This window comes from Vibrio gallaecicus (genome assembly GCF_024347495.1).
Taxonomy (GTDB): domain Bacteria; phylum Pseudomonadota; class Gammaproteobacteria; order Enterobacterales; family Vibrionaceae; genus Vibrio; species Vibrio gallaecicus.
The window spans coordinates 3,170,057-3,194,430 of record NZ_AP025490.1; the positions used below are offsets into that span (position 1 = coordinate 3,170,057).

14 protein-coding genes, 3 tRNA genes and 5 rRNA genes are annotated in these 24,374 nt (G+C 44.3%); 6 read left to right on the forward strand and 16 right to left on the reverse strand.

What is annotated here, in order from left to right; all coding sequences use genetic code 11:
* Positions 1 to 106: 106 nt before the first annotated feature.
* From OCU78_RS13950 to lptM, 7 genes are all read right to left on the reverse strand, one after another.
* Entirely contained in the window at positions 107 to 2,602 is a 2,496-nt protein-coding gene (locus OCU78_RS13950) for a bifunctional diguanylate cyclase/phosphodiesterase (RefSeq protein WP_137375471.1), read from the reverse strand.
* Between the two features lie 153 nt (positions 2,603 to 2,755).
* The gene (gene yigB, locus OCU78_RS13955) at positions 2,756 to 3,472 is read right to left on the reverse strand and encodes a 5-amino-6-(5-phospho-D-ribitylamino)uracil phosphatase YigB (protein ID WP_137375470.1); all 717 of its coding nucleotides are present in this window, start codon (positions 3,470 to 3,472) and stop codon (positions 2,756 to 2,758) included.
* A gap of 14 nt (positions 3,473 to 3,486) precedes the next feature.
* Positions 3,487 to 4,419, reverse strand: a complete 933-nt coding sequence (gene xerC, locus OCU78_RS13960; RefSeq protein ID WP_137375469.1) for a tyrosine recombinase XerC — start codon at positions 4,417 to 4,419, stop codon at positions 3,487 to 3,489.
* On the reverse strand, positions 4,385 to 5,089 hold the full coding sequence (locus OCU78_RS13965) for a DUF484 family protein (RefSeq protein WP_137375468.1): 705 nt from the start codon (positions 5,087 to 5,089) through the stop codon (positions 4,385 to 4,387). Before OCU78_RS13965 ends, xerC begins: the two co-directional genes overlap by 35 nt.
* A 90-nt stretch (positions 5,090 to 5,179) precedes the next feature.
* Positions 5,180 to 6,010: a diaminopimelate epimerase gene (gene dapF / locus OCU78_RS13970; RefSeq protein ID WP_137375467.1), complete on the reverse strand. Its 831-nt coding sequence runs from the start codon at positions 6,008 to 6,010 to the stop codon at positions 5,180 to 5,182.
* A gap of 11 nt (positions 6,011 to 6,021) precedes the next feature.
* Positions 6,022 to 7,275 (reverse strand): diaminopimelate decarboxylase, encoded by a 1,254-nt coding sequence (gene lysA / locus OCU78_RS13975; protein ID WP_137375466.1) that lies wholly within the window; start codon positions 7,273 to 7,275, stop codon positions 6,022 to 6,024.
* Between the two features lie 64 nt (positions 7,276 to 7,339).
* Positions 7,340 to 7,456, reverse strand: a complete 117-nt coding sequence (lptM, locus tag OCU78_RS23050; RefSeq protein WP_408063449.1) for an LPS translocon maturation chaperone LptM — start codon at positions 7,454 to 7,456, stop codon at positions 7,340 to 7,342.
* Between the two features lie 75 nt (positions 7,457 to 7,531).
* Here lptM and cyaY point away from each other — a divergent pair, with 75 nt between their 5' ends.
* Positions 7,532 to 7,846: an iron donor protein CyaY gene (cyaY, locus tag OCU78_RS13985; protein WP_137375464.1), complete on the forward strand. Its 315-nt coding sequence runs from the start codon at positions 7,532 to 7,534 to the stop codon at positions 7,844 to 7,846.
* A 104-nt stretch (positions 7,847 to 7,950) separates the two neighbouring features.
* On the opposite strand, the gene OCU78_RS13990 is transcribed toward cyaY, so the two are convergent.
* Positions 7,951 to 10,479 (reverse strand): class I adenylate cyclase, encoded by a 2,529-nt coding sequence (locus tag OCU78_RS13990; RefSeq protein ID WP_137375463.1) that lies wholly within the window; start codon positions 10,477 to 10,479, stop codon positions 7,951 to 7,953.
* A 345-nt stretch (positions 10,480 to 10,824) separates the two neighbouring features.
* Between OCU78_RS13990 and hemC the strand changes: the two genes are divergently transcribed.
* The 4 genes from hemC to OCU78_RS14010 are packed head-to-tail and all read left to right on the forward strand — an operon-like array spanning position 10,825 to position 14,947.
* Positions 10,825 to 11,766 carry a hydroxymethylbilane synthase gene (gene hemC / locus OCU78_RS13995; protein ID WP_137375462.1) on the forward strand — a complete coding sequence of 314 codons (942 nt, stop codon included), beginning with the start codon at positions 10,825 to 10,827 and terminating at the stop codon, positions 11,764 to 11,766.
* A gap of 2 nt (positions 11,767 to 11,768) precedes the next feature.
* On the forward strand, positions 11,769 to 12,497 hold the full coding sequence (locus tag OCU78_RS14000; RefSeq protein WP_137375461.1) for a uroporphyrinogen-III synthase: 729 nt from the start codon (positions 11,769 to 11,771) through the stop codon (positions 12,495 to 12,497).
* Positions 12,498 to 12,515: 18 nt separating this feature from the next.
* Complete coding sequence (locus OCU78_RS14005; RefSeq protein ID WP_137375460.1) at positions 12,516 to 13,766, forward strand: uroporphyrinogen-III C-methyltransferase; 1,251 nt, start codon at positions 12,516 to 12,518, stop codon at positions 13,764 to 13,766.
* Positions 13,766 to 14,947, forward strand: coding sequence for a heme biosynthesis protein HemY (locus OCU78_RS14010; protein ID WP_137375459.1), 1,182 nt, complete (start codon positions 13,766 to 13,768; stop codon positions 14,945 to 14,947). The genes OCU78_RS14005 and OCU78_RS14010 overlap by 1 nt, the downstream gene beginning before the upstream one ends.
* A gap of 509 nt (positions 14,948 to 15,456) precedes the next feature.
* Here the strand turns inward: OCU78_RS14010 and OCU78_RS14015 are convergent.
* The 3 genes from OCU78_RS14015 to OCU78_RS14025 all read right to left on the reverse strand — a co-directional run bounded on the left by OCU78_RS14015 (position 15,457) and on the right by OCU78_RS14025 (position 18,737).
* A tRNA-Asp gene (locus OCU78_RS14015) sits at positions 15,457 to 15,533 on the reverse strand.
* Between the two features lie 68 nt (positions 15,534 to 15,601).
* Positions 15,602 to 15,717, reverse strand: a 5S ribosomal RNA gene (gene rrf, locus OCU78_RS14020).
* Between the two features lie 126 nt (positions 15,718 to 15,843).
* Positions 15,844 to 18,737, reverse strand: a 23S ribosomal RNA gene (locus OCU78_RS14025).
* 24 nt (positions 18,738 to 18,761) lie between these two features.
* On the opposite strand from OCU78_RS14025, the gene OCU78_RS14030 reads away from it, so the two are divergent.
* The gene (locus OCU78_RS14030; RefSeq protein ID WP_261856019.1) at positions 18,762 to 18,896 is read left to right on the forward strand and encodes a hypothetical protein; all 135 of its coding nucleotides are present in this window, start codon (positions 18,762 to 18,764) and stop codon (positions 18,894 to 18,896) included.
* A 140-nt stretch (positions 18,897 to 19,036) separates the two neighbouring features.
* Here the strand turns inward: OCU78_RS14030 and OCU78_RS14035 are convergent.
* The 5 genes from OCU78_RS14035 to OCU78_RS14055 all read right to left on the reverse strand — a co-directional run bounded on the left by OCU78_RS14035 (position 19,037) and on the right by OCU78_RS14055 (position 24,365).
* Positions 19,037 to 19,112, reverse strand: a tRNA-Ala gene (locus OCU78_RS14035).
* Positions 19,113 to 19,132: 20 nt separating this feature from the next.
* Positions 19,133 to 19,209, reverse strand: a tRNA-Ile gene (locus OCU78_RS14040).
* A 67-nt stretch (positions 19,210 to 19,276) separates the two neighbouring features.
* Positions 19,277 to 20,831 (reverse strand): 16S ribosomal RNA (locus OCU78_RS14045).
* Positions 20,832 to 21,228: 397 nt separating this feature from the next.
* Positions 21,229 to 21,344: ribosomal RNA gene (rrf, locus tag OCU78_RS14050) — 5S ribosomal RNA — on the reverse strand.
* Between the two features lie 127 nt (positions 21,345 to 21,471).
* Positions 21,472 to 24,365 (reverse strand): 23S ribosomal RNA (locus tag OCU78_RS14055).
* Together the 16S, 23S and 5S rRNA genes with 3 tRNA genes alongside form the textbook arrangement of a ribosomal RNA operon.
* Positions 24,366 to 24,374: the final 9 nt, after the last annotated feature.

Genomic DNA, 24,374 nt, shown 5'->3' on the forward strand with positions numbered 1-24,374 from the left:
TGCTATGCACGTAATAAAACTGATAGCTTTATTAATAATGTGAGGTCCGTGTCATCCAGTTTATGGAATGCGCCACCAATATACAGTTAATTTCTTTCGTTTTTTGCTAAAACAAGCGTTTCGGTTTACCTAAATGATAACCTTGCAAATAGTCGACACCCATATCCTTTGTAATATCACAAACTGCCTGATTATGAACAAACTCGGCCACAGTTTTCGCATTGAAAACCTGACACAATCGCACGAGCTGTGAAGCAATTTTTCGCTGCTTAATATCTTGATCTATATTGCGAATCAAACTGCCATCTAATTTAATAATTTGTGGCTCAAGCTTAATGATTTCATCGATATTCGAATACCCAGCACCAAAGTCATCCACAATGATACGAGCCCCTAGTGCACGAAAGTGGTTACACACTTCAATCATACGACCATAGTCTTTTATTTGTTCTGATTCTAAGACTTCCAAACCAAGTCGAGTCGGATCATTCATATTCAGGATTGAACTTTCTAGCACTTCGAGCGTTTTGTCACTAAACAAATCTTGAGGGGATAGGTTAATGGAAAATGAACCTTGTTTATCCGCCATATACCCTAAAGTACTCTTTATCATATGTCGGCTGAGTCTAGTGTATAGGTGCGTATCAGTAATAATAGGCAGGAACTTACCCGGCATGACTATTTTGCCATCCGGCTCCATGATTCTCACTAAACACTCTTGAGCAATCACTTCATGGGTTCTGGCCGAAACAATCGGCTGTGTGTAAGTAATGATTTTTTGGTCTAGGATTGCGCGGCTCACACAACTTAACCAACCTATGCGTTCTTTACGATCCTCTTCACTAACCTGAATATCTTTTGCATTGGTAATGTGGGTATTGTTTCGAACACCATAACGCCTTGCTTCGATGGCTTTGAGTAATATCTCTTCACCAGTTTCATTTAAAAAATCACACCGGCTGGCAAACCCACCACATAAAGAAACAGAAAGGTAATCTACGTCAGATAAACCATAAGGCTCAAAGTTAATTCGTTCGATATCATCGGAAAACTGAACAAATTTTTGCTTAATAAGATGACTTTCAGTATTGGCGTTGAAAATCAGCGCCCACTCTCCAACTCCAATACTAAACAAGCTTATCTTCAGTGGTATCTGGCTCAGCCTTTTTTCAAGGCGACGAATGAAGTGACTAGATAGGTCGAGTAACAGTTGGTCACCAACTTGATAGCCATATTTTTCGTTCACATGATTAAAATTAGTCAGCTTTAAAGTAAGCAAGTGCTCACTGAATGCGAGCTCATTCAACCGCTCTTTTAAAGCCATCCGATTCGGCAAACCAGTCCTAGAATCAATGCGGTAATTATCCGTTAGCTTTCTTGCTTGCTGATGCAGCTTCTTTTCCATTTCAGCATTTATCTGATCCAGGTCTGCCACTGCATTTCGCACTAAATTCAATAATGGGGAGACGGTTGACTCTGACTTTTGCTCAGAACGATAAAACTCTCTAAGGTCTTGAGATTCACGTATCGCGAGGTAGGTTAAACTATGGTGCAAAATTTCTTGCTTTCCGTTGTCATAATATAACTCCCCCATGCAATACGCCCCTGTCGTTTCAGCAATTCCTTTAAACGGCATTAGCTCTGTTGTGCCATCAATGAATTCTAGACGAGAAGCACAGTTGTAGATAAAGACGGATTCGGGCTGATGAATAGACAGAACTTCTGCCCCATGACGTACTTTTTCAGAGGTGAGAGATGGGTGGTTATAACAAAACTGAGCATATTGACCGGATTCCCAAACACTGTCGAACTCAATACTGCCGTCACTGTTAATCCGGAGTGGCGTTGATATACCTTTCTCTTTGCCTGACTCCCGATACAGCGGAAAACTCATCATCTGGTTAAGCGGTAGATCTTTACCATCAGACAAATAATGCTTAAACACTTCAAAGATTGGCTTGTCGTTTAAAGAGTATACTCGACGACCTTCAGCTTTGGTCACGCGTAACTTCATTCCAATAGGGTTCCACTCTGAGTATGCGTCCGACCATACTTTTAGGTCAGGGTTAGTGAGTGAGACCGCCACACAAGCATGCTGGTAAACATCAGCATTATGTAAGACCCAACGACCAAATTTGTTTTCTTGACACAAACCACCAGCAACAGGGACCACATAAGGGAGCTGTTCAAATGCGCTGTAAATTGGATAGTCCCGCGCATTCAGCTGATCGCTTAAGCTAATCACAGCTTGTGTGTCTGAGGATATTCGCAGTTGTTCAACGAGGAATTGGCTATCTCTTTCCGGCAGTTCCGTAAAAACTTGTACGGCTGAAGTTAAACGAGTATGTGAGAACTCGCTGATTATAAGAATTGTGCCAGTATTTTGAAGCAGGTTATCACGGATAATATTACAAGCACTTTGCCCAATAATAACAGGGGAAGGAACCTTAGAAAGGGCAACACGAGCAAAGCTTTGGGCGACATCAGCAGGTTGAGTAGAAAATAATTGAATGAGATAACTATGATTAGTATTCCATTCATGTTCCATCAACTGAGACTCTAATAGTTCCTCAGTATGAGCTAAAAAAGTATACGTTTGCATGCCAAGCCTTGTTCACAATTTATAATTATTAACGTGTTGGCAACCACTGTTTCTAATCTTTAATGCTGTGGTGACCCTTTAGGTGATTCCTAATTAATCACCAATGTATCAACTCAGTCTTATAAATGCGAATTATTAAGCAATCTGAATATTTTATATTAATATCAGTAAATCACTGATTTGGGTGATTTCTAAATCAGGTAACGCTCGCATTTTTGACGTGTGGTAAGGCGTTTTACCTTGGTCATTAAACCAGCAAGCTTGATAACCATTTCGTTTTGCACCTAAAACATCCGTAATTGGGTGGTCACCAACATGTAATATTTCGGCAGGGTTCACGTTTAAGAATTGTTGAGCTCGGTCAAACATATCTGGATGTGGCTTTGCTCGTCCATCTGGACCGGCTCTAAATATCAATTGGAAATAAGATCCTAAACCAATTTTGTGAGGATCCACGTTGCCATTCGTTATAGCCACTAAAGGCATTTTCTGGCTTAACTTAGCCAAAACACGATGAGTCTCTTGCGGTACATCAACTTGGTTACGTAACCATAACGCATGAGCAATGCCTTCTTGTGCGGCATGTTGAGCTTTAGCTCGCTCATACCCCAGCATAATCAAACCTTGCTCAATTTGGGTTTGACGCCATAAAGTAACATCGTGCTTGAGCATGGGGTTCTTGATCGCAACGTCTTGTTTAACTTGTTGCCAACGTTCGAGACTGATAGAAGCTGATACAGGATGATGTTGATGTAGCCAAAGCACCATCTCACGCTCAACCTTCATAATGACAGGCCAGTTGTCATAAAGCGTATCATCCAAATCGAACGTCATCGCTTTAATGGGAGTAATGCCTCGGTACACATGCATTCTAATAAACCTCGTTATTCTTTATTTTTCTTACGAGCTCGCGGGTGAGCTTGATCATAAGCTTGAGCTAAATGTTGAAAATCCAAATGAGTGTACACTTGAGTCGTAGAGATATTCTCATGCCCTAGTAGCTCTTGTACTGCCCTTAAGTTTTGGCTAGATTCCAGCACATGTGTTGCAAAAGAGTGACGTAATTTGTGTGGGCTTATATGGCTAGCAACAGCTTGTTTTTTACCCCACTCTTCCATTCTTTTTTGCACACTACGATGCGAAATTCGTGTTCCTAATTTAGAAACAAACAGCGCCTTCTCACTCGGGTGGGCTAATTCATTTCGAACTCTCAGCCACTTATCAACCCACTCTTTTGCTAGCCCTGAAAAGGGTGCTTTGCGCTCTTTGTCCCCTTTACCAATAACTCGAATCTCACCTTGCCTGCTCAATACATCTTTCATATTGATACCAACAAGTTCTGCTAAACGTAAGCCAGCTCCATACATAACTTCCATCATAGCGCGATCACGAATAGACAAAGGGTCATCTTCGTTCACTTCCAGTAACTGTCCTACTTCATCGACATCTAAGTTTTTCGGTAGTGGACGCTGTTTACGAGGTGCTGATACGCCTTTCGCAGGGTTAGCAGACATCTCACCGCGTAATACAAGGAAATCAAAAAAACTGCGTAACGATGATAAGCGAGTTGCTAAGCTGCTCGCTTTCATTCCTTCTCTCATACCTTTACTTGCCAATTGGCGCACCCAAGCCGCATCTACTTGGTCCCAGCTTTTCAAACCAAGATCCACCAAATGGAATGCCATTGTTTCTAGTTGCTGTTTGTAATTGCGTTGGGTGTGTAAACTGAGCCCCTTTTCACTTCTTAGATATTCATAGAAGCGCTCAAGAGGCTTTTGTAGGCTAGATGGAAGAGGTATTTTGGGCTGGTTGCTCATCAAGTTTCTGCCAAGGTAGTGTCGCGGCTAAATGAGCCACAACAAGGGCTAAGTGACGCAAGAAAAGCGTATCCATATAAGGCTGAAAATGACCACCATCTTCACTTGAGAAAGCTAAAAAACCTAGCTGGCTTTGCTTAACAAGCGGTAAGACAACATAAGAGCCCAATTCGGGTACCGCTATCTCATCAAAGAGATCACTTCTATCCGCTTTTCTCAAACGACCAAGATACGCTTCTTTACCATTTAGATGGTTAGTAGAGAAGCGAGAATATCCCGTCTTACTTAAATGATAATAGCCTGAATCTTGAGAAAGTAAGCGAATATAGGCTTTTAGCCCTAACTCTACAGCTTTTTTCTCGACAGCTGTAATCACTTCAACAAAATCGGAACATTTCAAGATCTGGTCTTGTAGTGTCATGAATTCATAGAAAGTTTTGTCATTACTCGCCGCTAAAGACATCAGGCTAGTAATTTCTTCTTCTAGGTCCTCAATTCGCTGACGCTGCCTTTTCAGTTGAATTTCAACTAATGAAACGGCACCTTGCTCAACATTATTAATCGCGAGGTGATCAACCAACTCTTTACGCTGCTGAAAGAAATCAGGGTTATCACGTAAATATTCGGCGACCACTTCTGCCGTTAGTGCGTCTGCTTCTACGTAAGACACAACTTTTCCTTTATTTTATTAATACCAACTTATTTTCGTCGTTGGCTTATTGATACAAATGAGTCACATAAATGCTAGCTTACTAAGAAGCTAGCAAGAAAGTTGACCGTCAAACACATGTGTAGCAGGACCTGTCATATACAGAGGTTTACCAGGACCTTGCCAGCTAATATGCAAATTACCGCCAGGTAGAGAGACTTTTACATCTTCATCAAGTAGACCTTGTAAGATCCCCACAGCAACAGCACCACATGCACCACTTCCGCAAGCTTGAGTTTCACCAGCGCCACGCTCATAAACACGTAAGCGAACTTCATTGCGATTAAGTACTTGCATGAAACCAGCGTTTACTCGCTCAGGGAAGCGTTCATGAGACTCCAAAAGAGGACCTAACGTATCAACATCAGCAGTATCAACATCATCCACCACAGTCACAACATGAGGGTTACCCATGCTTACTGCACCACAAAACAAAGTGTGAGATTCGGTACGAAGAATGTAGGTCTTTTCTGTTTGTTTTGCTTTGAAAGGAATTTTATTTGGTTCGAACTCTGGAATGCCCATATTCACAGTGATTTGGTCATTCTCTTCAATTTTCAGTATCATCTTGCCTTTTTTGGTGCTGACATTGATGCTGTATTTATTCGTTAAACCTTTCATGCGAACGAAACGAGCAAAACAACGTGCACCATTGCCACATTGCTCCACTTCACTGCCGTCTGCATTGAAAATTCGATAATGGAAATCAGTTTCAGGATCATAAGGTGCTTCAACAACAAGCAGCTGATCGAAACCAACCCCTGTATGACGATCCGCCAAGCGACGGATCAAATCAGGGGAAAAGAAAATGTTTTGGGTAATACAGTCTACGACCATGAAATCATTACCCAAACCATGCATTTTAGAAAAATGGAAATGCATAACGCTTCAAATTACTCCGGAAGAATGTTTTCAAGTTCCCATAAGCTCGCAAGCTCTTCACGCTGACGAACCAAATGAGCTTTCTCGCCATCAACCATCACTTCTGCCGCTCGAGAACGAGTGTTGTAGTTAGATGACATCGCAAAGCCATAGGCACCAGCAGAACGAACAGCTAATAGATCACCTTGCTCAAGAACCAAATCACGGTCTTTACCTAAGAAATCGCCAGTCTCACAAATTGGACCAACTAAATCGTAAGTCACTGCTTCACCTTCACGAGGGCTAACAGGCACGATATCTTGCCATGCTTGGTATAATGCAGGACGCATTAAGTCGTTCATGGCCGCATCAATGATCGCGAAGTTTTTATGCTCTGTTGGCTTTAGGAACTCAACTTTTGTCAATAATACACCAGCGTTCGCCGCAATCGCTCTTCCAGGCTCAAAAATCAGCTCTAAGTCAGAATGATTATCTAAACGAGCCAATAATGCTTTCGCGTAATCAGATGGCTGAGGAGGCAATTCATCACGATAAACCACGCCTAAACCACCACCCACATCAAGGTGCTTAATCGTAATACCGCTGTCTCGTAGCTGATCAATTAATGCTAGTAGGCGATCTGTTGCATCAATGAAAGGTTCAATATCGGTTAATTGCGAGCCGATGTGGCAATCAATACCTTGGATATCAAGGTTACCTAAGCTTTGTGCAAACTGATAAACGGCAGGTGCACGGTCAAAAGCAATACCAAATTTATTATCACGCAGACCTGTTGAAATATAAGGGTGAGTTTTTGCATCTACATCTGGATTAATACGTAAAGAAATCGGCGCTTTCACACCTAATTCACCCGCAACTTTATTTAGACGCTCTAATTCAGGCTCAGACTCAACGTTGAAACACTTAATGTTTAATTCAAGTGCTCGCTTCATTTCTGCCTCGGTTTTACCGACACCTGAGAAAACAATTTTTGACGCTTCGCCGCCGGCTGCAATAACACGCTCAAGTTCACCACCTGAAACAATATCAAAGCCAGAACCAAGACGAGCAAGAGTATTCAACACACCTAAGTTTGAGTTTGCTTTTACTGCATAACAAACAAGATGAGGATGTTCTCCAACTGAAGAGTCAAAAGCATTCCAATGGCGCTCTAGCGTTGCACGTGAATATACGTACAAAGGTGTGCCATATTGCTCGGCTAATTGTGAAAGTGCGACGTTCTCAGCCCAAAGCTGACCATCATCCTGATAGTTAAAGTAATCCAAAATTCTTATCCCTTATAAATACGATTGCTGTTGTTGCGTTTATTCACTTGTTGCGATTAGGCATTTATTGCGATGGTTCGCTTTGCTGCGGTTCATCAGGAAGATATAACGCTCCCGTTTGACCACACCCAGAAAGACCGATAACGGACACCATAAACAGAGCTGTAATTAACTTTTTCATTTTGCATATCGTGATTATTAACTCAATGCCCCCTATAATCGCACCACACTCAAGAAAAGCAATAGGATAGAAAGGATGAACGATACTGAATTTCATCAGCTGGTCGATATACAGATGCAAAACATCGAAGAAGCTATCGATGAATCAGAGGCAGATGTGGATTACGAAGTGACAGGTAACGTGATGACGCTGGAATTTGAAGACCGCAGCCAGATCATCATTAACCGCCAAGAGCCGATGCACGAAATTTGGTTAGCGTCTCGTTCTGGAGGCTTCCACTTCAAACTTATTGAAGATAAATGGACGTGTTCAAAAACAGGGATGGAGCTTTTTGAGATGGTGAAGGAAGAGTGCGTTAAGCATGCGGGCGAAGATATTGACTGGGTGTAAACCTGGAAGACCGTGCATTAAATCTAAGCCTTAAAAAACCTAAACTATAAAAACAAAAAAGGAGTGATTGATTCACTCCTTTTTTATTGAAAAATTTAGTTTATTTACGCGTTAACGATTTTTGATGCTCGTGAGCACACCTGATTATCATTACGGTAAGGCACAACATAAGAGTTGCCTTCTTCTGGATGAACAATCTGGTAATACTGAGGTAAGTTGAAATTAATCAACTTAGATGACATCTTCGATTCATCTTTTACCGACGTATAGAAAGAGTTAACACTCGCGATCATCTCATCTTTTTCGCCACTAAATTGGTGATATACCTCAACCTGATTAGATTCATCCAACACGTAGATATTGAAGCCTTTTTCCGTATCTTCGAAGAAGAACTGAATTAATCCTTCACTAGCAAAACCATCAACCACGTCAGGAAGCTGATATTCTTGCTCTTTATCTAGCATGAGCAGCGGAGAGCCTTTTAGCTTATTCGATGAAATACTGCGATAAAAATCCACTGAGTTTTCAAGCTTCTGGACCGATACACCACGACGCTCAAAGAACAAACCAAACATTTGGTTCGCTAAGCGGATCGCTTTAAAACGACGACGTTTTTCTTGCTCGATCGGCTTCAAACGTAAATCGATACATTCTGCTAATAGCTGGTACACCATATTACGCATCACACCGCGTAAATTTTTGCTGTAACAAAAAACATCTACGGATTCTGGTGGTAAAGCATCTTGGTGCATTTTTCCAAGCACCGTCTTCAAAGCATCCAACATTGCGGTTTCACCTTGGAAATGAAGCGTACGCACTTCATGCCAAGAATTTCGATAAACCAAATCAACACTTCCGACTAAGCTTTTACCTTCTTCACCAAAACAGAAAATATCAGCATTTTTCAAATCAACTTTGAGCGAACGACCACTTAGCTCTGACGTAGGATCATTCTCAAAGTTAATAAACATCGCCAGTTGGCTTATTTCACACGGGCTAGCTAAGGCTTGCATGCTTGGACGACGTTTACGCAGTGAGAACGTATTACGTAAGTCACTCACCATTTGATAAAACTTATCGATATCAATTTGAGCATCACGTACAACAGAATGAAGACGTGTTGACTCAGTAATAAGCCCATTAAAGAAAGACCAAGCCACGAGTTTACTTAAATACTCATGATGCTCTAAAGATGGTTGCCCTAGAATACGATGAGCAATCAAAGGCTGCTTATACAAATACCAGCCCGCTTTGTTCGTTTGCCCTTGGCGAACTTCAATAAAGCTTAAATCTGATTCGTGTAAGTCTGGTGATATTTGCGGATTAAGTAAGGTCACTTTACCAGGCAGAACTTCAAAAGCCGCATAAAGCTTACGTGCAAGAATACTGATATCTTGGGGACTAATAGCAGAAGTGATGTCATTACGACGTGCAAACTGAATCAAGTTACGATAGCTCAGCATTAATGCATCAAGCAATGCATGGTGCACCACTTTAACTTGTTCCACTTTCCAATTTCTTCGGTCATCAAGCTCAATAATAGTTTCAGAATCCCAATTCCAAGAGCGCGTCATTTCAATCAACGCTTCTCTGCGCCAAGGTACCGAACCAATACCAGCTTCACGTGATAGTTTTTCATGAGTCTTTAGGTAGAAACAACGTCGTACCAAATCTAAACGAGTGTGATCATTAATTCTTTCTAGGTAACGAGTCACCTTTTCTAGCATGAGATAATAAGTATCCATACCATACAGATCCGGTTCATCTGCAAAAAAACGACGCTTAGTATCAATACTCAGTAATTGAGTTTGTGGGTACTCCCAAGAATAAGCTTCTAATAAAATTGCCTTCAATACAGACTTGTACGGAGAGTCGATACTTTTATACAACTGCCATAGGTTCGAACCAAAGTACTCTTCAGCTGGAATTTGATTGAGCTTTCCAAAGTCTATCCATTGTGAACAATCGATGTAATTGTTACTACAGAGATCTTGAACGTATTCGTCATAGCACTCTTCCATTTCAGGCGGAATAATTTGCCATAGCAAACGCTGACCAGCTAAACGTACAGCTGAACGATAGAATTCATCTAAAAGGAGTAAGTGTTGCGAAGACCCACAATTATCGCCCGTCATTTCCTCTGAATAATTTGAACGAAAACGCTCTTCATCCATCAAAAAGAAATTAGCTTCAACACCTTGGGTTTGAGCCCAATCGGTAATCAAGAGGCATTTATTGGTTAGACTGTCGCGAGTCGCGCTGTCCATCGTAGGAGAGACGCACACCCAAATGTCTAAATCACTCGATGTGCTTTGACCAATAGATGACGTGCTACCCATGGTATAAAGACCGAGAATTTCAGGCTGACTAGCAGTATTTAGCTTTCCGCCTAACGTCAGTTCCGCATCTTCTACAAATTGCTTTTGGAATTCATTTAATTCGAAGTTGTGAATTCCAAAAGGAACTGTTTGGTCGTAGTAACCAGGAATCATCGGGTGGTTGAAGTGGAAAAGTGCTGGTATCAAATTGAATACACGCTGACTTTGTAAATCCATCAATGCCAACGCACGATCAATGCATTGTTGATTTAGATTATCCAATCGTTGAATTAAAGTCTGAATGTAAGCCTGCAAGGTAAGTCCTTGGTTTGAGAGTAAATACACTTTCTGTTTAGTTACCAATCAAAAACAGCAACAAAACGTGATCAATCTAACACTTTTAAGCTTATCGGTAAAGCAAAGGAACCCTCATGATAACGAGCCTTTTCACCATAAAGAATGAGATTTCACAACCTCGTAGTGTCCTCTTAATTCTCTATTTCTAATAATAGCCCATGTTTCAAATGAGATACCAATCACACTATTTTGGTGAACTTCTGCAAATCATATATCTATCAAAGTCAGCATCGATCAAACAGTAAGAATTTTCACTTCACAATGGTAGGATTAGGCTATCAAAGAACTCATACCGGACACACCATGACAAATTCAGCACCTATCCGCATTGCAACCAGAAAAAGCCCGCTAGCCCTTTGGCAAGCTTACTATGTAAGAGACGCGCTTCAAGCCGCTCACCCTGGTTTAGAGGTTGAGTTAGTCACTATGGTGACCAAAGGCGACATCATTCTTGATACACCATTAGCTAAAGTTGGTGGTAAAGGGCTTTTCGTAAAAGAGCTGGAAGTAGCCATGTTAGAAGGCAGAGCCGATTTAGCCGTACACTCAATGAAAGATGTGCCTGTCGACTTTCCTGAAGGCTTAGGGCTTGTCACCATTTGTGAGCGTGAAGATCCTCGTGATGCTTTTGTATCAAATACCTACAACAACATCGATGAACTTCCGCAAGGCGCAACTGTCGGAACTTGCAGTTTACGTCGTCAATGTCAGTTACTTGAAGCTCGCCCAGACCTAATCATCAAAGAACTGCGTGGTAACGTTGGAACTCGCTTAGGTAAGCTGGATGACGGTCAATTCGATGCTATCGTTTTAGCTGCTGCAGGTTTGAAACGTTTAGAGCTAGAGGAGCGTATTCGCAGCTTTATTGAGCCAGAGCAGTCACTTCCAGCTGTTGGTCAAGGTGCTGTTGGCATTGAATGTCGCTTAGACGACGAACGCTTAATCAAGCTACTAGAACCACTAAACGATACAGACACAGCAGACCGCGTACTATGCGAGCGAGCAATGAACCTTACTTTAGAAGGTGGCTGCCAGGTTCCAATTGGTAGCTATTCTTTACTTGAAGGTGAAGACGATATTTGGCTACGAGCTCTAGTTGGAGAGCCTGACGGTTCAAAAATCGTTCGAGGTGAAATCCGTGGTTCGCGTAAAGATGCTGAATCTTTAGGTGTGACACTGGCGAACCAATTACTCGATGATGGCGCAAAAGAGATTCTAACTAAACTTTACGCAGATCACGATTAATCATGACGGTGTTGGTAACGCGCCCAGGGAAACAAGGGCAAGTACTTTGCCAACAATTAGCGGATGAAGGTATCCAGGCGATCCATCATCCGCTTATTCGTATTGCTGATAATCAGAAAGTAGATAATTTTCACCTCCAGTTAAAAACAAGCGATCTAATCATCGCAGTCAGTCAACATGCGGCAACTTCCGCACATAATATACTCTCCTTATCTGCTGATATATGGCCTCTACACCCTATATATCTTGCCGTTGGTCAAAAAACCGCACAGATTTTAAGCAAACTTTGCGAGCAACCCGTAAACTATCCAGAAGTCAGTGATAGTGAACATCTTCTCCAACTCAAAGAACTCCAAGATATCGAAGGTAAACGAATTACCATCCTTAGAGGAAATGGAGGTCGAGAACTAATAAGAGACTCACTTCTCAGCAGAGGAGCGACCGTCACTTATAGTGAGACTTATCATCGAGAATATATTCCAATAACTGATCACAATATTTTTAAAGACTGGATTCAATGTGGTATTTCAAAAATAGTCATCACTAGTCAAGAGCAGTTGGAGTATTTAGTGTCCATAACTCCTGACGATGACTTTCATTGGCTGCAAGGTTGCCATTTATTCGTACCCAGCCAACGCATTGCTAATCGAGCTCAACAATTAGGCTTCTCTAAAGTCGAAAATACTTTAAGCGCAACTAATCAAATATTACTGGCTGCTCTCCAGCCATAGCTAGAATAGGAAATCAGTATGACAAGCAAAAAAAATAATGACCAAATTGTCCCTGAACAAAAGAGCGAAGCTTCAGAAACAGTAAAGGAAAGTTCTACAGATTCATCAGAAAAAAATTCTGCTGAAAATGTTGTAGAGCCCTCTTCATCTGAAACAACAGAAGAAACTAAAGTTGATAGTACATCAACACCAAAGAGCCAAAAGCCACAAGATTCAGAGCAAATTGAGAAAGCAGAAAAGCAAGGTAAGCGAGGTGTGAAACTCGGGGCTATCGCCATAGCAATCTCAATCATATTTAGTGGTGGTATTGCTTTCCAGATGCAGAAACAAAATAACCTTCAAGCTGAACAAATTACAGCATTACAGAATCAGCTAAAAACTACTCAGTCATCTCTGACTCAAGAATTAGAAAAGACAAAGCAAGAAACGATTCAACAAGCATCAGCCACTGTAGAAAAAAGTCAGGTTGTTTTGTCTCAACAGCAAAAAAGTATCGAAAGTCTTCAAGTTGCTGTTGCAGATGTAAAAGGACGTAGACCAAATGATTGGTTACTTGCTGAAGCCGATTACCTAGTAAAGCTCGCAGGACGCAAATTATTCTTAGAGCATGATGCTGTAAGCGCAACAAAGCTAATGGAAAGTGCCGACCAACGTATCGCAGCATTAAATGACCCAAGCTTAGTTACCCTTCGCCAATCAATGGCTAACGACATCACTAAATTACGCACCATCCCACTTATTGATAGAGATGGCTTAGTACTTCGAATTACTAGCCTTCAACAACAAATTGATGAGTTGCCACTAGCAAACGCGATTCTCCCAGATGCTCAAGAAGAAGCTAAACAAGCAGTATCACAAGATATCAATGATTGGCAAAGTAACTTAATGACATCAATGAAGGATTTCTCTGAAAACTTTATTACTTTCCGCAGCCGGGAAGGCAATGTAATCCCTCTACTTTCGCCTGAACAACACTTTTACTTACGTGAAAATATAAAAGGTAAATTAGAAACGGCTATTCGCGCTGTCTATAAAGAGCAGGGTGACATCTATTCAACCGCTCTAGCTACAGCTAATGAGTGGTCTACGGCGTATCTAAATCAAAATGATCACGCGGTTATAGAGTTCGAAAAGACGCTTAACCAATTAAGTAAGCAAAATATTTCGGTTAAATACCCGGTTAAACTTGAATCACAGAAAGACCTTTCAAATGTTATTCGTGAACGTTTACGCCGTGAAGTAACAACCATGACTTCGGAGGAGAAATAATGATTCGTTGGATTTTTCTTTTTCTAGTTCTTGGGGCTGGCTTATTTGCTGGCACTCAATTTTCTGGTCAGCAAGGTTATGTCTTAATCTCTATCGCTAATCAAACGATAGAAATGAGCGTCACTACTATGGTGATCTTCATAATTGCGCTATTAGCAGCGCTCTTTGGCTTAGAGTACTTATTAAAGAAAGCTGTTTATGCAAGCACAACCACTTGGAATTGGTTTAGCGTAAGAAAACTAAAACGTTCAAGACGCTATACAAATGAAGGTATTATTAAATTAATTGAGGGTGACTGGAAAGCAGCTGAGAAGAAAGTTACTCGCTGGGCCAACCACCATGATATGCCGCTACTATGCTATCTAGTCGCATCTGAAGCGGCTCATGGTCAAGGTAACAATAGCAAGCGAGATCACTACCTCTCTCTCGCGAGTCAGCAAGACGATTCCTTGCTAGCGGTCGAGCTAACTAGAGCAAAACAACAAATTGCTGAGGCTAACTTTGAGCTCGCATTTGATACGCTTTCAACACTAAAAAGCAGTTTCCCTAATAACCCTGTCGTTCTTAACTTACTTAAAACAACGTACATTAAGTTGAACCTCTGGCAGCCTCTTATTGATTTAGCTCCTAAGCTAGTGAAGCAAAATCAACTAACAAATGAAGAACATGCTGAACTCAACCAAAAAGCTCAATGTGGCTTGTTATCGGAAATAGCTCAGCAGCAAGGAAGTGAAGGGTTAATCAGCCATTGGGATAAGCTACCTAAGAAGCAAAAACAAAGCGACCATCTGATTGCTTGCTTTGTAAAACAACTGATTGCTCGTAAAGCGGATTCCGAAGCATTTACTGTAATAAAGGAAAGCCTGAAGAAGTCTGATATTCCTGCTTTGTACGCTCTATTACCAGAGATGAACTTACCCGATCATCACCCTGTAGTCGTGATGTTACAAAATACCCTGAAGAAAGAAGCAAACAATGCAGGAGCTCATAGCGCACTGGCTCAATTTTATTTACGCGAAGAGAAGTGGACCGAGGCGCAGAATCACCTTGAGAAGGCACTGGAGATTCGTGCAAATGTTTCTGATTACGGTTACTTATCAGATGCACTAGAAAAGCAGAACTTAACTAAAGCGGCTCACGAGGTATCTCGTAAAGCACTTGAGCTGATACAACCAGCCTAAAATCACTAAGCTACAAGAACATCAAGCCGACGTTATACGTCGGCTTTTTAATACCTAAAATTCACTAAGTATTCAAATAGCTGAATCAAACATAAATTTAACTCTGTCTATCGATGGCAAACTATGCCTACACAAATGAATAAACATAAGGAAATATGAAAGTAACCATACAGTCTTATTCAGGTATGCTCATGGAAATCAAGGTATAGCTTGGCTCTCAGGGAAAGTATTGCATTCATCATCTAACGTATATAACGACACTAAATTCCTAGTTCGTGATAAAGGCTAGTCTTAATAGTAATAAAGAAATGACAGCTTAGGGAAGAATTTAATATGAGAAGAATATGAAAGAAACACTCCGGACCACGCAAAGAACTCTAATTCTTTTGTTACAAGCTATGCTATTCAGGCTAGATACCGAAGTGTTAGCTGATCTCACTACTGACCTAAATTCATATTCCTTGAAACGTAAAAAAGCCCTAGTCGTAAGACTAGGGCTTTTCAAATAGTGGCGGAGTGGACGGGACTCGAACCCGCGACCCCCGGCGTGACAGGCCGGTATTCTAACCAACTGAACTACCACTCCGCAGTGGTCAACTCACTAAGTGAGCGTCCATATCTCCAGGTTGGTCAACCTAAAGATTATAATTTAAAGCCTGGCGATGTCCTACTCTCACATGGGGAAGCCCCACACTACCATCGGCGCTATTGTGTTTCACTTCTGAGTTCGGCATGGGATCAGGTGGGTCCACAATGCTATGGTCGCCAAGCAAATTTTGCTTTTACTTTCAGTTTAAAAACTGAAGGCAAAATAATCTGGAAAGCTGTTTTTGTTCTCTTCAAACTCATTCAAGGTCTGGTATTTCTATGAGTCCACAAAACCCCTTGGGTGTTGTATGGTTAAGCCTCACGGGCAATTAGTACAGGTTAGCTCAATGCCTCGCAGCACTTACACACCCTGCCTATCAACGTCGTAGTCTACGACAACCCTTAAGGACGCTTAAAGCGTCAGGGAAAACTCATCTCAAGGCTCGCTTCGCGCTTAGATGCTTTCAGCGCTTATCGATTCCGAACTTAGCTACCGGGCAATGCCATTGGCATGACAACCCGAACACCAGAGGTTCGTCCACTCCGGTCCTCTCGTACTAGGAGCAGCCCCTTTCAATTTTCCAACGCCCACGGCAGATAGGGACCGAACTGTCTCACGACGTTCTAAACCCAGCTCGCGTACCACTTTAAATGGCGAACAGCCATACCCTTGGGACCGACTTCAGCCCCAGGATGTGATGAGCCGACATCGAGGTGCCAAACACCGCCGTCGATATGAACTCTTGGGCGGTATCAGCCTGTTATCCCCGGAGTACCTTTTATCCGTTGAGCGATGGCCCTTCCATTCAGAACCACCGGATCACTATGACCTGCTTTCGCACCTGCTCGAATTGTCATTCTCGCAGTCAAGCGGGCTTATGCCATTGCACTAACCACACGATGTCCAACCGTGTTTAGCCCACCTTCGTGCTCCTCCGTTACTCTTTGGGAGGAGACCGCCCCAGTCAAACTACCCACCAGGCACTGTCCGTAATCCCGATTCAGGGACCGACGTTAGAACATCAAGCATACAAGGGTGGTATTTCAAGGACGACTCCATCACATCTAGCGACGCAATTTCATAGTCTCCCACCTATCCTACACATGTAGGGTCAATGTTCAGTGCCAAGCTGTAGTAAAGGTTCACGGGGTCTTTCCGTCTAGCCGCGGGTACACTGCATCTTCACAGCGATTTCAATTTCACTGAGTCTCGGGTGGAGACAGCGTGGCCATCATTACGCCATTCGTGCAGGTCGGAACTTACCCGACAAGGAATTTCGCTACCTTAGGACCGTTATAGTTACGGCCGCCGTTTACCGGGGCTTCGATCAAGAGCTTCGACCGAAGTCTAACCCCATCAATTAACCTTCCGGCACCGGGCAGGCGTCACACCGTATACGTCATCTTACGATTTTGCACAGTGCTGTGTTTTTAATAAACAGTTGCAGCCACCTGGTATCTGCGACTCTCGTCTGCTCCATCCGCAAGGGACTTCACTGATAAGAGCGTACCTTCTCCCGAAGTTACGGTACCATTTTGCCTAGTTCCTTCACCCGAGTTCTCTCAAGCGCCTTGGTATTCTCTACCCGACCACCTGTGTCGGTTTGGGGTACGATTTCTTATAATCTGAAGCTTAGAGGCTTTTCCTGGAAGTATGGCATCAATGACTTCACTACCGTAGTAGCTCGACATCGTATCTCAGCGTTAATGAAAGTCCGGATTTACCTAAACTTTCCGCCTACGTACTTGGACCTGGACAACCGTCGCCAGGCTCACCTAGCCTTCTCCGTCCCCCCATCGCAATTATAAGAAGTACAGGAATATTAACCTGTTTCCCATCGACTACGCCTTTCGGCCTCGCCTTAGGAGTCGACTTACCCTGCCCCGATTAACGTTGGACAGGAACCCTTGGTCTTCCGGCGAGGGAGTTTTTCACTCCCTTTATCGTTACTCATGTCAGCATTCGCACTTCTGATACCTCCAGCAGCCCTTACAGACCACCTTCAACGGCTTACAGAACGCTCCCCTACCCCACATACCCTAAGGTACGTAGCCGCAGCTTCGGTGTATAGCTTAGCCCCGTTACATCTTCCGCGCAGGCCGACTCGACCAGTGAGCTATTACGCTTTCTTTAAATGATGGCTGCTTCTAAGCCAACATCCTGGCTGTCTGAGCCTTCCCACATCGTTTCCCACTTAGCTATACTTTGGGACCTTAGCTGGCGGTCTGGGTTGTTTCCCTCTCCACGACGGACGTTAGCACCCGCCGTGTGTCTCCCGGATAGTACTTACTGGTATTCGGAGTTTGCAAAGGGTTGGTAAGTCGGGATGACCCCCTAGCCTTAACAGTGCTCTACCCCCAGTAGTATTCGTCCGAGGCGCTACCTAAATAGCTTTCGGGGAGAACCAGCTATCTCCAGGTTTGATTGGCCTTTCACCCCTAGCCACAAGTCATCCGCTAATTTTTCAACATTAGTCGGTTCGGTCCTCCAGTTGATGTTACTCAACCTTCAACCTGCCCATGGCTAGATCACCTGGTTTCGGGTCTAATCCTAGCAACTGTACGCCCAGTTAAGACTCGGTTTCCCTACGGCTCCCCTAAACGGTTAACCTTGCTACTAAAATTAAGTCGCTGACCCATTATACAAAAGGTACGCAGTCACACCACGAAGGTGCTCCTACTGCTTGTACGTACACGGTTTCAGGTTCTATTTCACTCCCCTCACAGGGGTTCTTTTCGCCTTTCCCTCACGGTACTGGTTCACTATCGGTCAGTCAGTAGTATTTAGCCTTGGAGGATGGTCCCCCCATATTCAGACAGGATATCACGTGTCCCGCCCTACTCGATTTCACTGATTATGATGCGTCGGTTACGGGGCTATCACCCTTTGTTGCGACACTTTCCAGAGTCTTCACCTGCATCATTAAAAGCTTAAGGGCTAATCCAATTTCGCTCGCCGCTACTTTCGGAATCTCGGTTGATTTCTCTTCCTCGGGGTACTTAGATGTTTCAGTTCCCCCGGTTTGCCTCCTGTTGCTATGTATTCACAACAGGATACTTACTTATGTAAGTGGGTTTCCCCATTCAGGAATCCCAGACTCAAAAGGTTATTACTACCTAATCTGGGCTTATCGCAAGTTATTACGCCTTTCATCGCCTCTGACTGCCAAGGCATCCACCGTGTACGCTTAGTCACTTAACCATACAACCCGAAAGGGTCTTGTGTATGGCAACTAACCAAGGTTTTGGTTGTCATCAAGAAGGGTTAATTCTTGATAACTGTTTGCCGGACTCAATTGTGAATCAAACTAGGTTTGATTCGAATACAAGACACTTGAATGTGTTTGTTGTGTTTATCTAGTTAAAGATAAACATTGAGAACTTTTAAATTTGATTGAATTACTCGTAAGTAATCAATCAGTCAGCTTTCCAAATTGTTAAAGAGCTTGATTCAATAAATTGAACCATTTTTAAAAACACTTAAGTAAATGTGCTTAAAGATGGTGGAGCTATGCGGGATCGAACCGCAGACCTCCTGCGTGCAAGGCAGGCGCTCTCCCAGCTGAGCTATAGCCCCATCTGTGTTGCAATCGATATTGGTGGGTCTGAGTGGACTTGAACCACCGACCTCCCGCTTATCAGGCGAGCGCTCTAACCAGCTGAGCTACAGACCCAATATCGTCTCTTTTACTTTTTAAACCTAATCAATCTGTGTGGGTACTCATCAACGATATCTTCGTATAAGGAGGTGATCCAGCCCCAGGTTCCCCTAGGGCTACCTTGTTACGACTTCACCCCAGTCATGAACCACAAAGTGGTGAGCGTCCTCCCCGAAAGGTTAAACTACCCACTTCTTTTGCAGCCCACTCCCATGGTGTGACGGGCGGTGTGTACAAGGCCCGGGAACGTATTCACCGTGACATTCTGATTCACGATTACTAGCGATTCCGACTTCATGGAGTCGAGTTGCAGACTCCAATCCGGACTACGACGCACTTTTTGGGATTCGCTCACTATCGCTAGCTTGCTGCCCTCTGTATGCGCCATTGTAGCACGTGTGTAGCCCTACTCGTAAGGGCCATGATGACTTGACGTCGTCCCCACCTTCCTCCGGTTTATCACCGGCAGTCTCCCTGGAGTTCCCGACATTACTCGCTGGCAAACAAGGATAAGGGTTGCGCTCGTTGCGGGACTTAACCCAACATTTCACAACACGAGCTGACGACAGCCATGCAGCACCTGTCTCAGAGCTCCCGAAGGCACACCTGCGTCTCCGCTGGCTTCTCTGGATGTCAAGAGTAGGTAAGGTTCTTCGCGTTGCATCGAATTAAACCACATGCTCCACCGCTTGTGCGGGCCCCCGTCAATTCATTTGAGTTTTAATCTTGCGACCGTACTCCCCAGGCGGTCTACTTAACGCGTTAGCTCCGAAAGCCACGGCTCAAGGCCACAACCTCCAAGTAGACATCGTTTACGGCGTGGACTACCAGGGTATCTAATCCTGTTTGCTCCCCACGCTTTCGCATCTGAGTGTCAGTATCTGTCCAGGGGGCCGCCTTCGCCACTGGTATTCCTTCAGATCTCTACGCATTTCACCGCTACACCTGAAATTCTACCCCCCTCTACAGTACTCTAGTTCACCAGTTTCAAATGCAGTTCCGAGGTTGAGCCCCGGGCTTTCACATCTGACTTAATGAACCACCTGCATGCGCTTTACGCCCAGTAATTCCGATTAACGCTCGCACCCTCCGTATTACCGCGGCTGCTGGCACGGAGTTAGCCGGTGCTTCTTCTGTTGCTAACGTCAAGAGATAAGCGTATTAAGCTTACCCCCTTCCTCACAACTGAAAGTACTTTACAACCCGAAGGCCTTCTTCATACACGCGGCATGGCTGCATCAGGCTTTCGCCCATTGTGCAATATTCCCCACTGCTGCCTCCCGTAGGAGTCTGGACCGTGTCTCAGTTCCAGTGTGGCTGATCATCCTCTCAGACCAGCTAGGGATCGTCGCCTTGGTGAGCCATTACCTCACCAACTAGCTAATCCCACCTAGGCGTATCCGGTAGCACAAGGCCCGAAGGTCCCCTGCTTTGCTCCGTAGAGATTATGCGGTATTAGCCATCGTTTCCAATGGTTATCCCCCTCTACCGGGCAACTTCCTAGGCATTACTCACCCGTCCGCCGCTCGACGCCCAACAAATCATCCGAAGAGTCAATGTTGTCGTTTCCGCTCGACTTGCATGTGTTAGGCCTGCCGCCAGCGTTCAATCTGAGCCATGATCAAACTCTTCAATTTAAGATTTTGTCGGCTCAATGAATACTGACTTCAAAACTAATATTTACCGAAGTAAACATGTAATTCTAAAGCTATTACCATTCCAACAGAATGGTAATGAATTGACTGTGCCAAAATTAAGTAAACTTAATTTTGTATTGGTCACTCAGTTCATTGAAACCAAATTGATTTCCGAAGAAATCTTGCTTTGCTATTGCAAAACAAATTTTGATATTCATCAACGAGTGCCCACACAGATTGATAGGTTTAAATTGTTAAAGAGCTTTGCTTTCAGTGCCTTAGCACTTAAGCAGGACGCGTATAATACGCTTTCTACTTTGAAAGTCAACATAAAATACTAAGAAAACTTAGAACTCTATGGTGACTTGTCTAGAAACTAGACAAAGTCGAAATTAAAGCCTGGCGATGTCCTACTCTCACATGGGGAAGCCCCACACTACCATCGGCGCTATTGTGTTTCACTTCTGAGTTCGGCATGGAGTCAGGTGGGTCCACAATGCTATGGTCGCCAAGCAAATTTTGCTTTTACTTCCAGTTTTAAAAACTGAAGGCAAAATAATCTGGAAAGCTGTTTTTGTTCTCTTCAAACTCATTCAAGGTCTGGTATTTCTATGAGTCCACAAAACCCCTTGGGTGTTGTATGGTTAAGCCTCACGGGCAATTAGTACAGGTTAGCTCAATGCCTCGCAGCACTTACACACCCTGCCTATCAACGTCGTAGTCTACGACAACCCTTAAGGACGCTTAAAGCGTCAGGGAAAACTCATCTCAAGGCTCGCTTCGCGCTTAGATGCTTTCAGCGCTTATCGATTCCGAACTTAGCTACCGGGCAATGCCATTGGCATGACAACCCGAACACCAGAGGTTCGTCCACTCCGGTCCTCTCGTACTAGGAGCAGCCCCTTTCAATTTTCCAACGCCCACGGCAGATAGGGACCGAACTGTCTCACGACGTTCTAAACCCAGCTCGCGTACCACTTTAAATGGCGAACAGCCATACCCTTGGGACCGACTTCAGCCCCAGGATGTGATGAGCCGACATCGAGGTGCCAAACACCGCCGTCGATATGAACTCTTGGGCGGTATCAGCCTGTTATCCCCGGAGTACCTTTTATCCGTTGAGCGATGGCCCTTCCATTCAGAACCACCGGATCACTATGACCTGCTTTCGCACCTGCTCGAATTGTCATTCTCGCAGTCAAGCGGGCTTATGCCATTGCACTAACCACACGATGTCCAACCGTGTTTAGCCCACCTTCGTGCTCCTCCGTTACTCTTTGGGAGGAGACCGCCCCAGTCAAACTACCCACCAGGCACTGTCCGTAATCCCGATTCAGGGACCGACGTTAGAACATCAAGCATACAAGGGTGGTATTTCAAGGACGACTCCATCACATCTAGCGACGCAATTTCATAGTCTCCCACCTATCCTACACATGTAGGGTCAATGTTCAGTGCCAAGCTGTAGTAAAGGTTCACGGGGTCTTTCCGTCTAGCCGCGGGTACACTGCATCTTCACAGCGATTTCAATTTCACTGAGTCTCGGGTGGAGACAGCGTGGCCATCATTACGCCATTCGTGCAGGTCGGAACTTACCCGACAAGGAATTTCGCTACCTTAGGACCGTTATAGTTACGGCCGCCGTTTACCGGGGCTTCGATCAAGAGCTTCGACCGAAGTCTAACCCCATCAATTAACCTTCCGGCACCGGGCAGGCGTCACACCGTATACGTCATCTTACGATTTTGCACAGTGCTGTGTTTTTAATAAACAGTTGCAGCCACCTGGTATCTGCGACTCTCGTCTGCTCCATCCGCAAGGGACTTCACTGATAAGAGCGTACCTTCTCCCGAAGTTACGGTACCATTTTGCCTAGTTCCTTCACCCGAGTTCTCTCAAGCGCCTTGGTATTCTCTACCCGACCACCTGTGTCGGTTTGGGGTACGATTTCTTATAATCTGAAGCTTAGAGGCTTTTCCTGGAAGTATGGCATCAATGACTTCACTACCGTAGTAGCTCGACATCGTATCTCAGCGTTAATGAAAGTCCGGATTTACCTAAACTTTCCGCCTACGTACTTGGACCTGGACAACCGTCGCCAGGCTCACCTAGCCTTCTCCGTCCCCCCATCGCAATTATAAGAAGTACAGGAATATTAACCTGTTTCCCATCGACTACGCCTTTCGGCCTCGCCTTAGGAGTCGACTTACCCTGCCCCGATTAACGTTGGACAGGAACCCTTGGTCTTCCGGCGAGGGAGTTTTTCACTCCCTTTATCGTTACTCATGTCAGCATTCGCACTTCTGATACCTCCAGCAGCCCTTACAGACCACCTTCAACGGCTTACAGAACGCTCCCCTACCCCACATACCCTAAGGTACGTAGCCGCAGCTTCGGTGTATAGCTTAGCCCCGTTACATCTTCCGCGCAGGCCGACTCGACCAGTGAGCTATTACGCTTTCTTTAAATGATGGCTGCTTCTAAGCCAACATCCTGGCTGTCTGAGCCTTCCCACATCGTTTCCCACTTAGCTATACTTTGGGACCTTAGCTGGCGGTCTGGGTTGTTTCCCTCTCCACGACGGACGTTAGCACCCGCCGTGTGTCTCCCGGATAGTACTTACTGGTATTCGGAGTTTGCAAAGGGTTGGTAAGTCGGGATGACCCCCTAGCCTTAACAGTGCTCTACCCCCAGTAGTATTCGTCCGAGGCGCTACCTAAATAGCTTTCGGGGAGAACCAGCTATCTCCAGGTTTGATTGGCCTTTCACCCCTAGCCACAAGTCATCCGCTAATTTTTCAACATTAGTCGGTTCGGTCCTCCAGTTGATGTTACTCAACCTTCAACCTGCCCATGGCTAGATCACCTGGTTTCGGGTCTAATCCTAGCAACTGTACGCCCAGTTAAGACTCGGTTTCCCTACGGCTCCCCTAAACGGTTAACCTTGCTACTAAAATTAAGTCGCTGACCCATTATACAAAAGGTACGCAGTCACACCACGAAGGTGCTCCTACTGCTTGTACGTACACGGTTTCAGGTTCTATTTCACTCCCCTCACAGGGGTTCTTTTCGCCTTTCCCTCACGGTACTGGTTCACTATCGGTCAGTCAGTAGTATTTAGCCTTGGAGGATGGTCCCCCCATATTCAGACAGGATATCACGTGTCCCGCCCTACTCGATTTCACTGATTATGATGCGTCGGTTACGGGGCTATCACCCTTTGTTGCGACACTTTCCAGAGTCTTCACCTGCATCATTAAAAGCTTAAGGGCTAATCCAATTTCGCTCGCCGCTACTTTCGGAATCTCGGTTGATTTCTCTTCCTCGGGGTACTTAGATGTTTCAGTTCCCCCGGTTTGCCTCCTGTTGCTATGTATTCACAACAGGATACTTACTTATGTAAGTGGGTTTCCCCATTCAGGAATCCCAGACTCAAAAGGTTATTACTACCTAATCTGGGCTTATCGCAAGTTATTACGCCTTTCATCGCCTCTGACTGCCAAGGCATCCACCGTGTACGCTTAGTCACTTAACCATACAACCC

Excerpts from the sequence above, each read along its gene's own strand:
- OCU78_RS14005 (WP_137375460.1), top strand. The coding sequence starts at position 12,516 with ATGACAAGCAAAAAAAATAATGACCAAATTGTCCCTGAACAAAAGAGC.
- yigB (WP_137375470.1), bottom strand. The coding sequence starts at position 3,472 with ATGCATGTGTACCGAGGCATTACTCCCATTAAAGCGATGACGTTCGAT.
- OCU78_RS13950 (WP_137375471.1), bottom strand. The coding sequence starts at position 2,602 with ATGCAAACGTATACTTTTTTAGCTCATACTGAGGAACTATTAGAGTCT.
- xerC (WP_137375469.1), bottom strand. The coding sequence starts at position 4,419 with ATGAGCAACCAGCCCAAAATACCTCTTCCATCTAGCCTACAAAAGCCT.
- OCU78_RS14030 (WP_261856019.1), top strand. The coding sequence starts at position 18,762 with ATGGCAACTAACCAAGGTTTTGGTTGTCATCAAGAAGGGTTAATTCTT.
- dapF (WP_137375467.1), bottom strand. The coding sequence starts at position 6,010 with ATGCATTTCCATTTTTCTAAAATGCATGGTTTGGGTAATGATTTCATG.
- OCU78_RS14000 (WP_137375461.1), top strand. The coding sequence starts at position 11,769 with ATGACGGTGTTGGTAACGCGCCCAGGGAAACAAGGGCAAGTACTTTGC.
- hemC (WP_137375462.1), top strand. The coding sequence starts at position 10,825 with ATGACAAATTCAGCACCTATCCGCATTGCAACCAGAAAAAGCCCGCTA.
- cyaY (WP_137375464.1), top strand. The coding sequence starts at position 7,532 with ATGAACGATACTGAATTTCATCAGCTGGTCGATATACAGATGCAAAAC.
- OCU78_RS14010 (WP_137375459.1), top strand. The coding sequence starts at position 13,766 with ATGATTCGTTGGATTTTTCTTTTTCTAGTTCTTGGGGCTGGCTTATTT.
- lptM (WP_408063449.1), bottom strand. The coding sequence starts at position 7,456 with ATGAAAAAGTTAATTACAGCTCTGTTTATGGTGTCCGTTATCGGTCTT.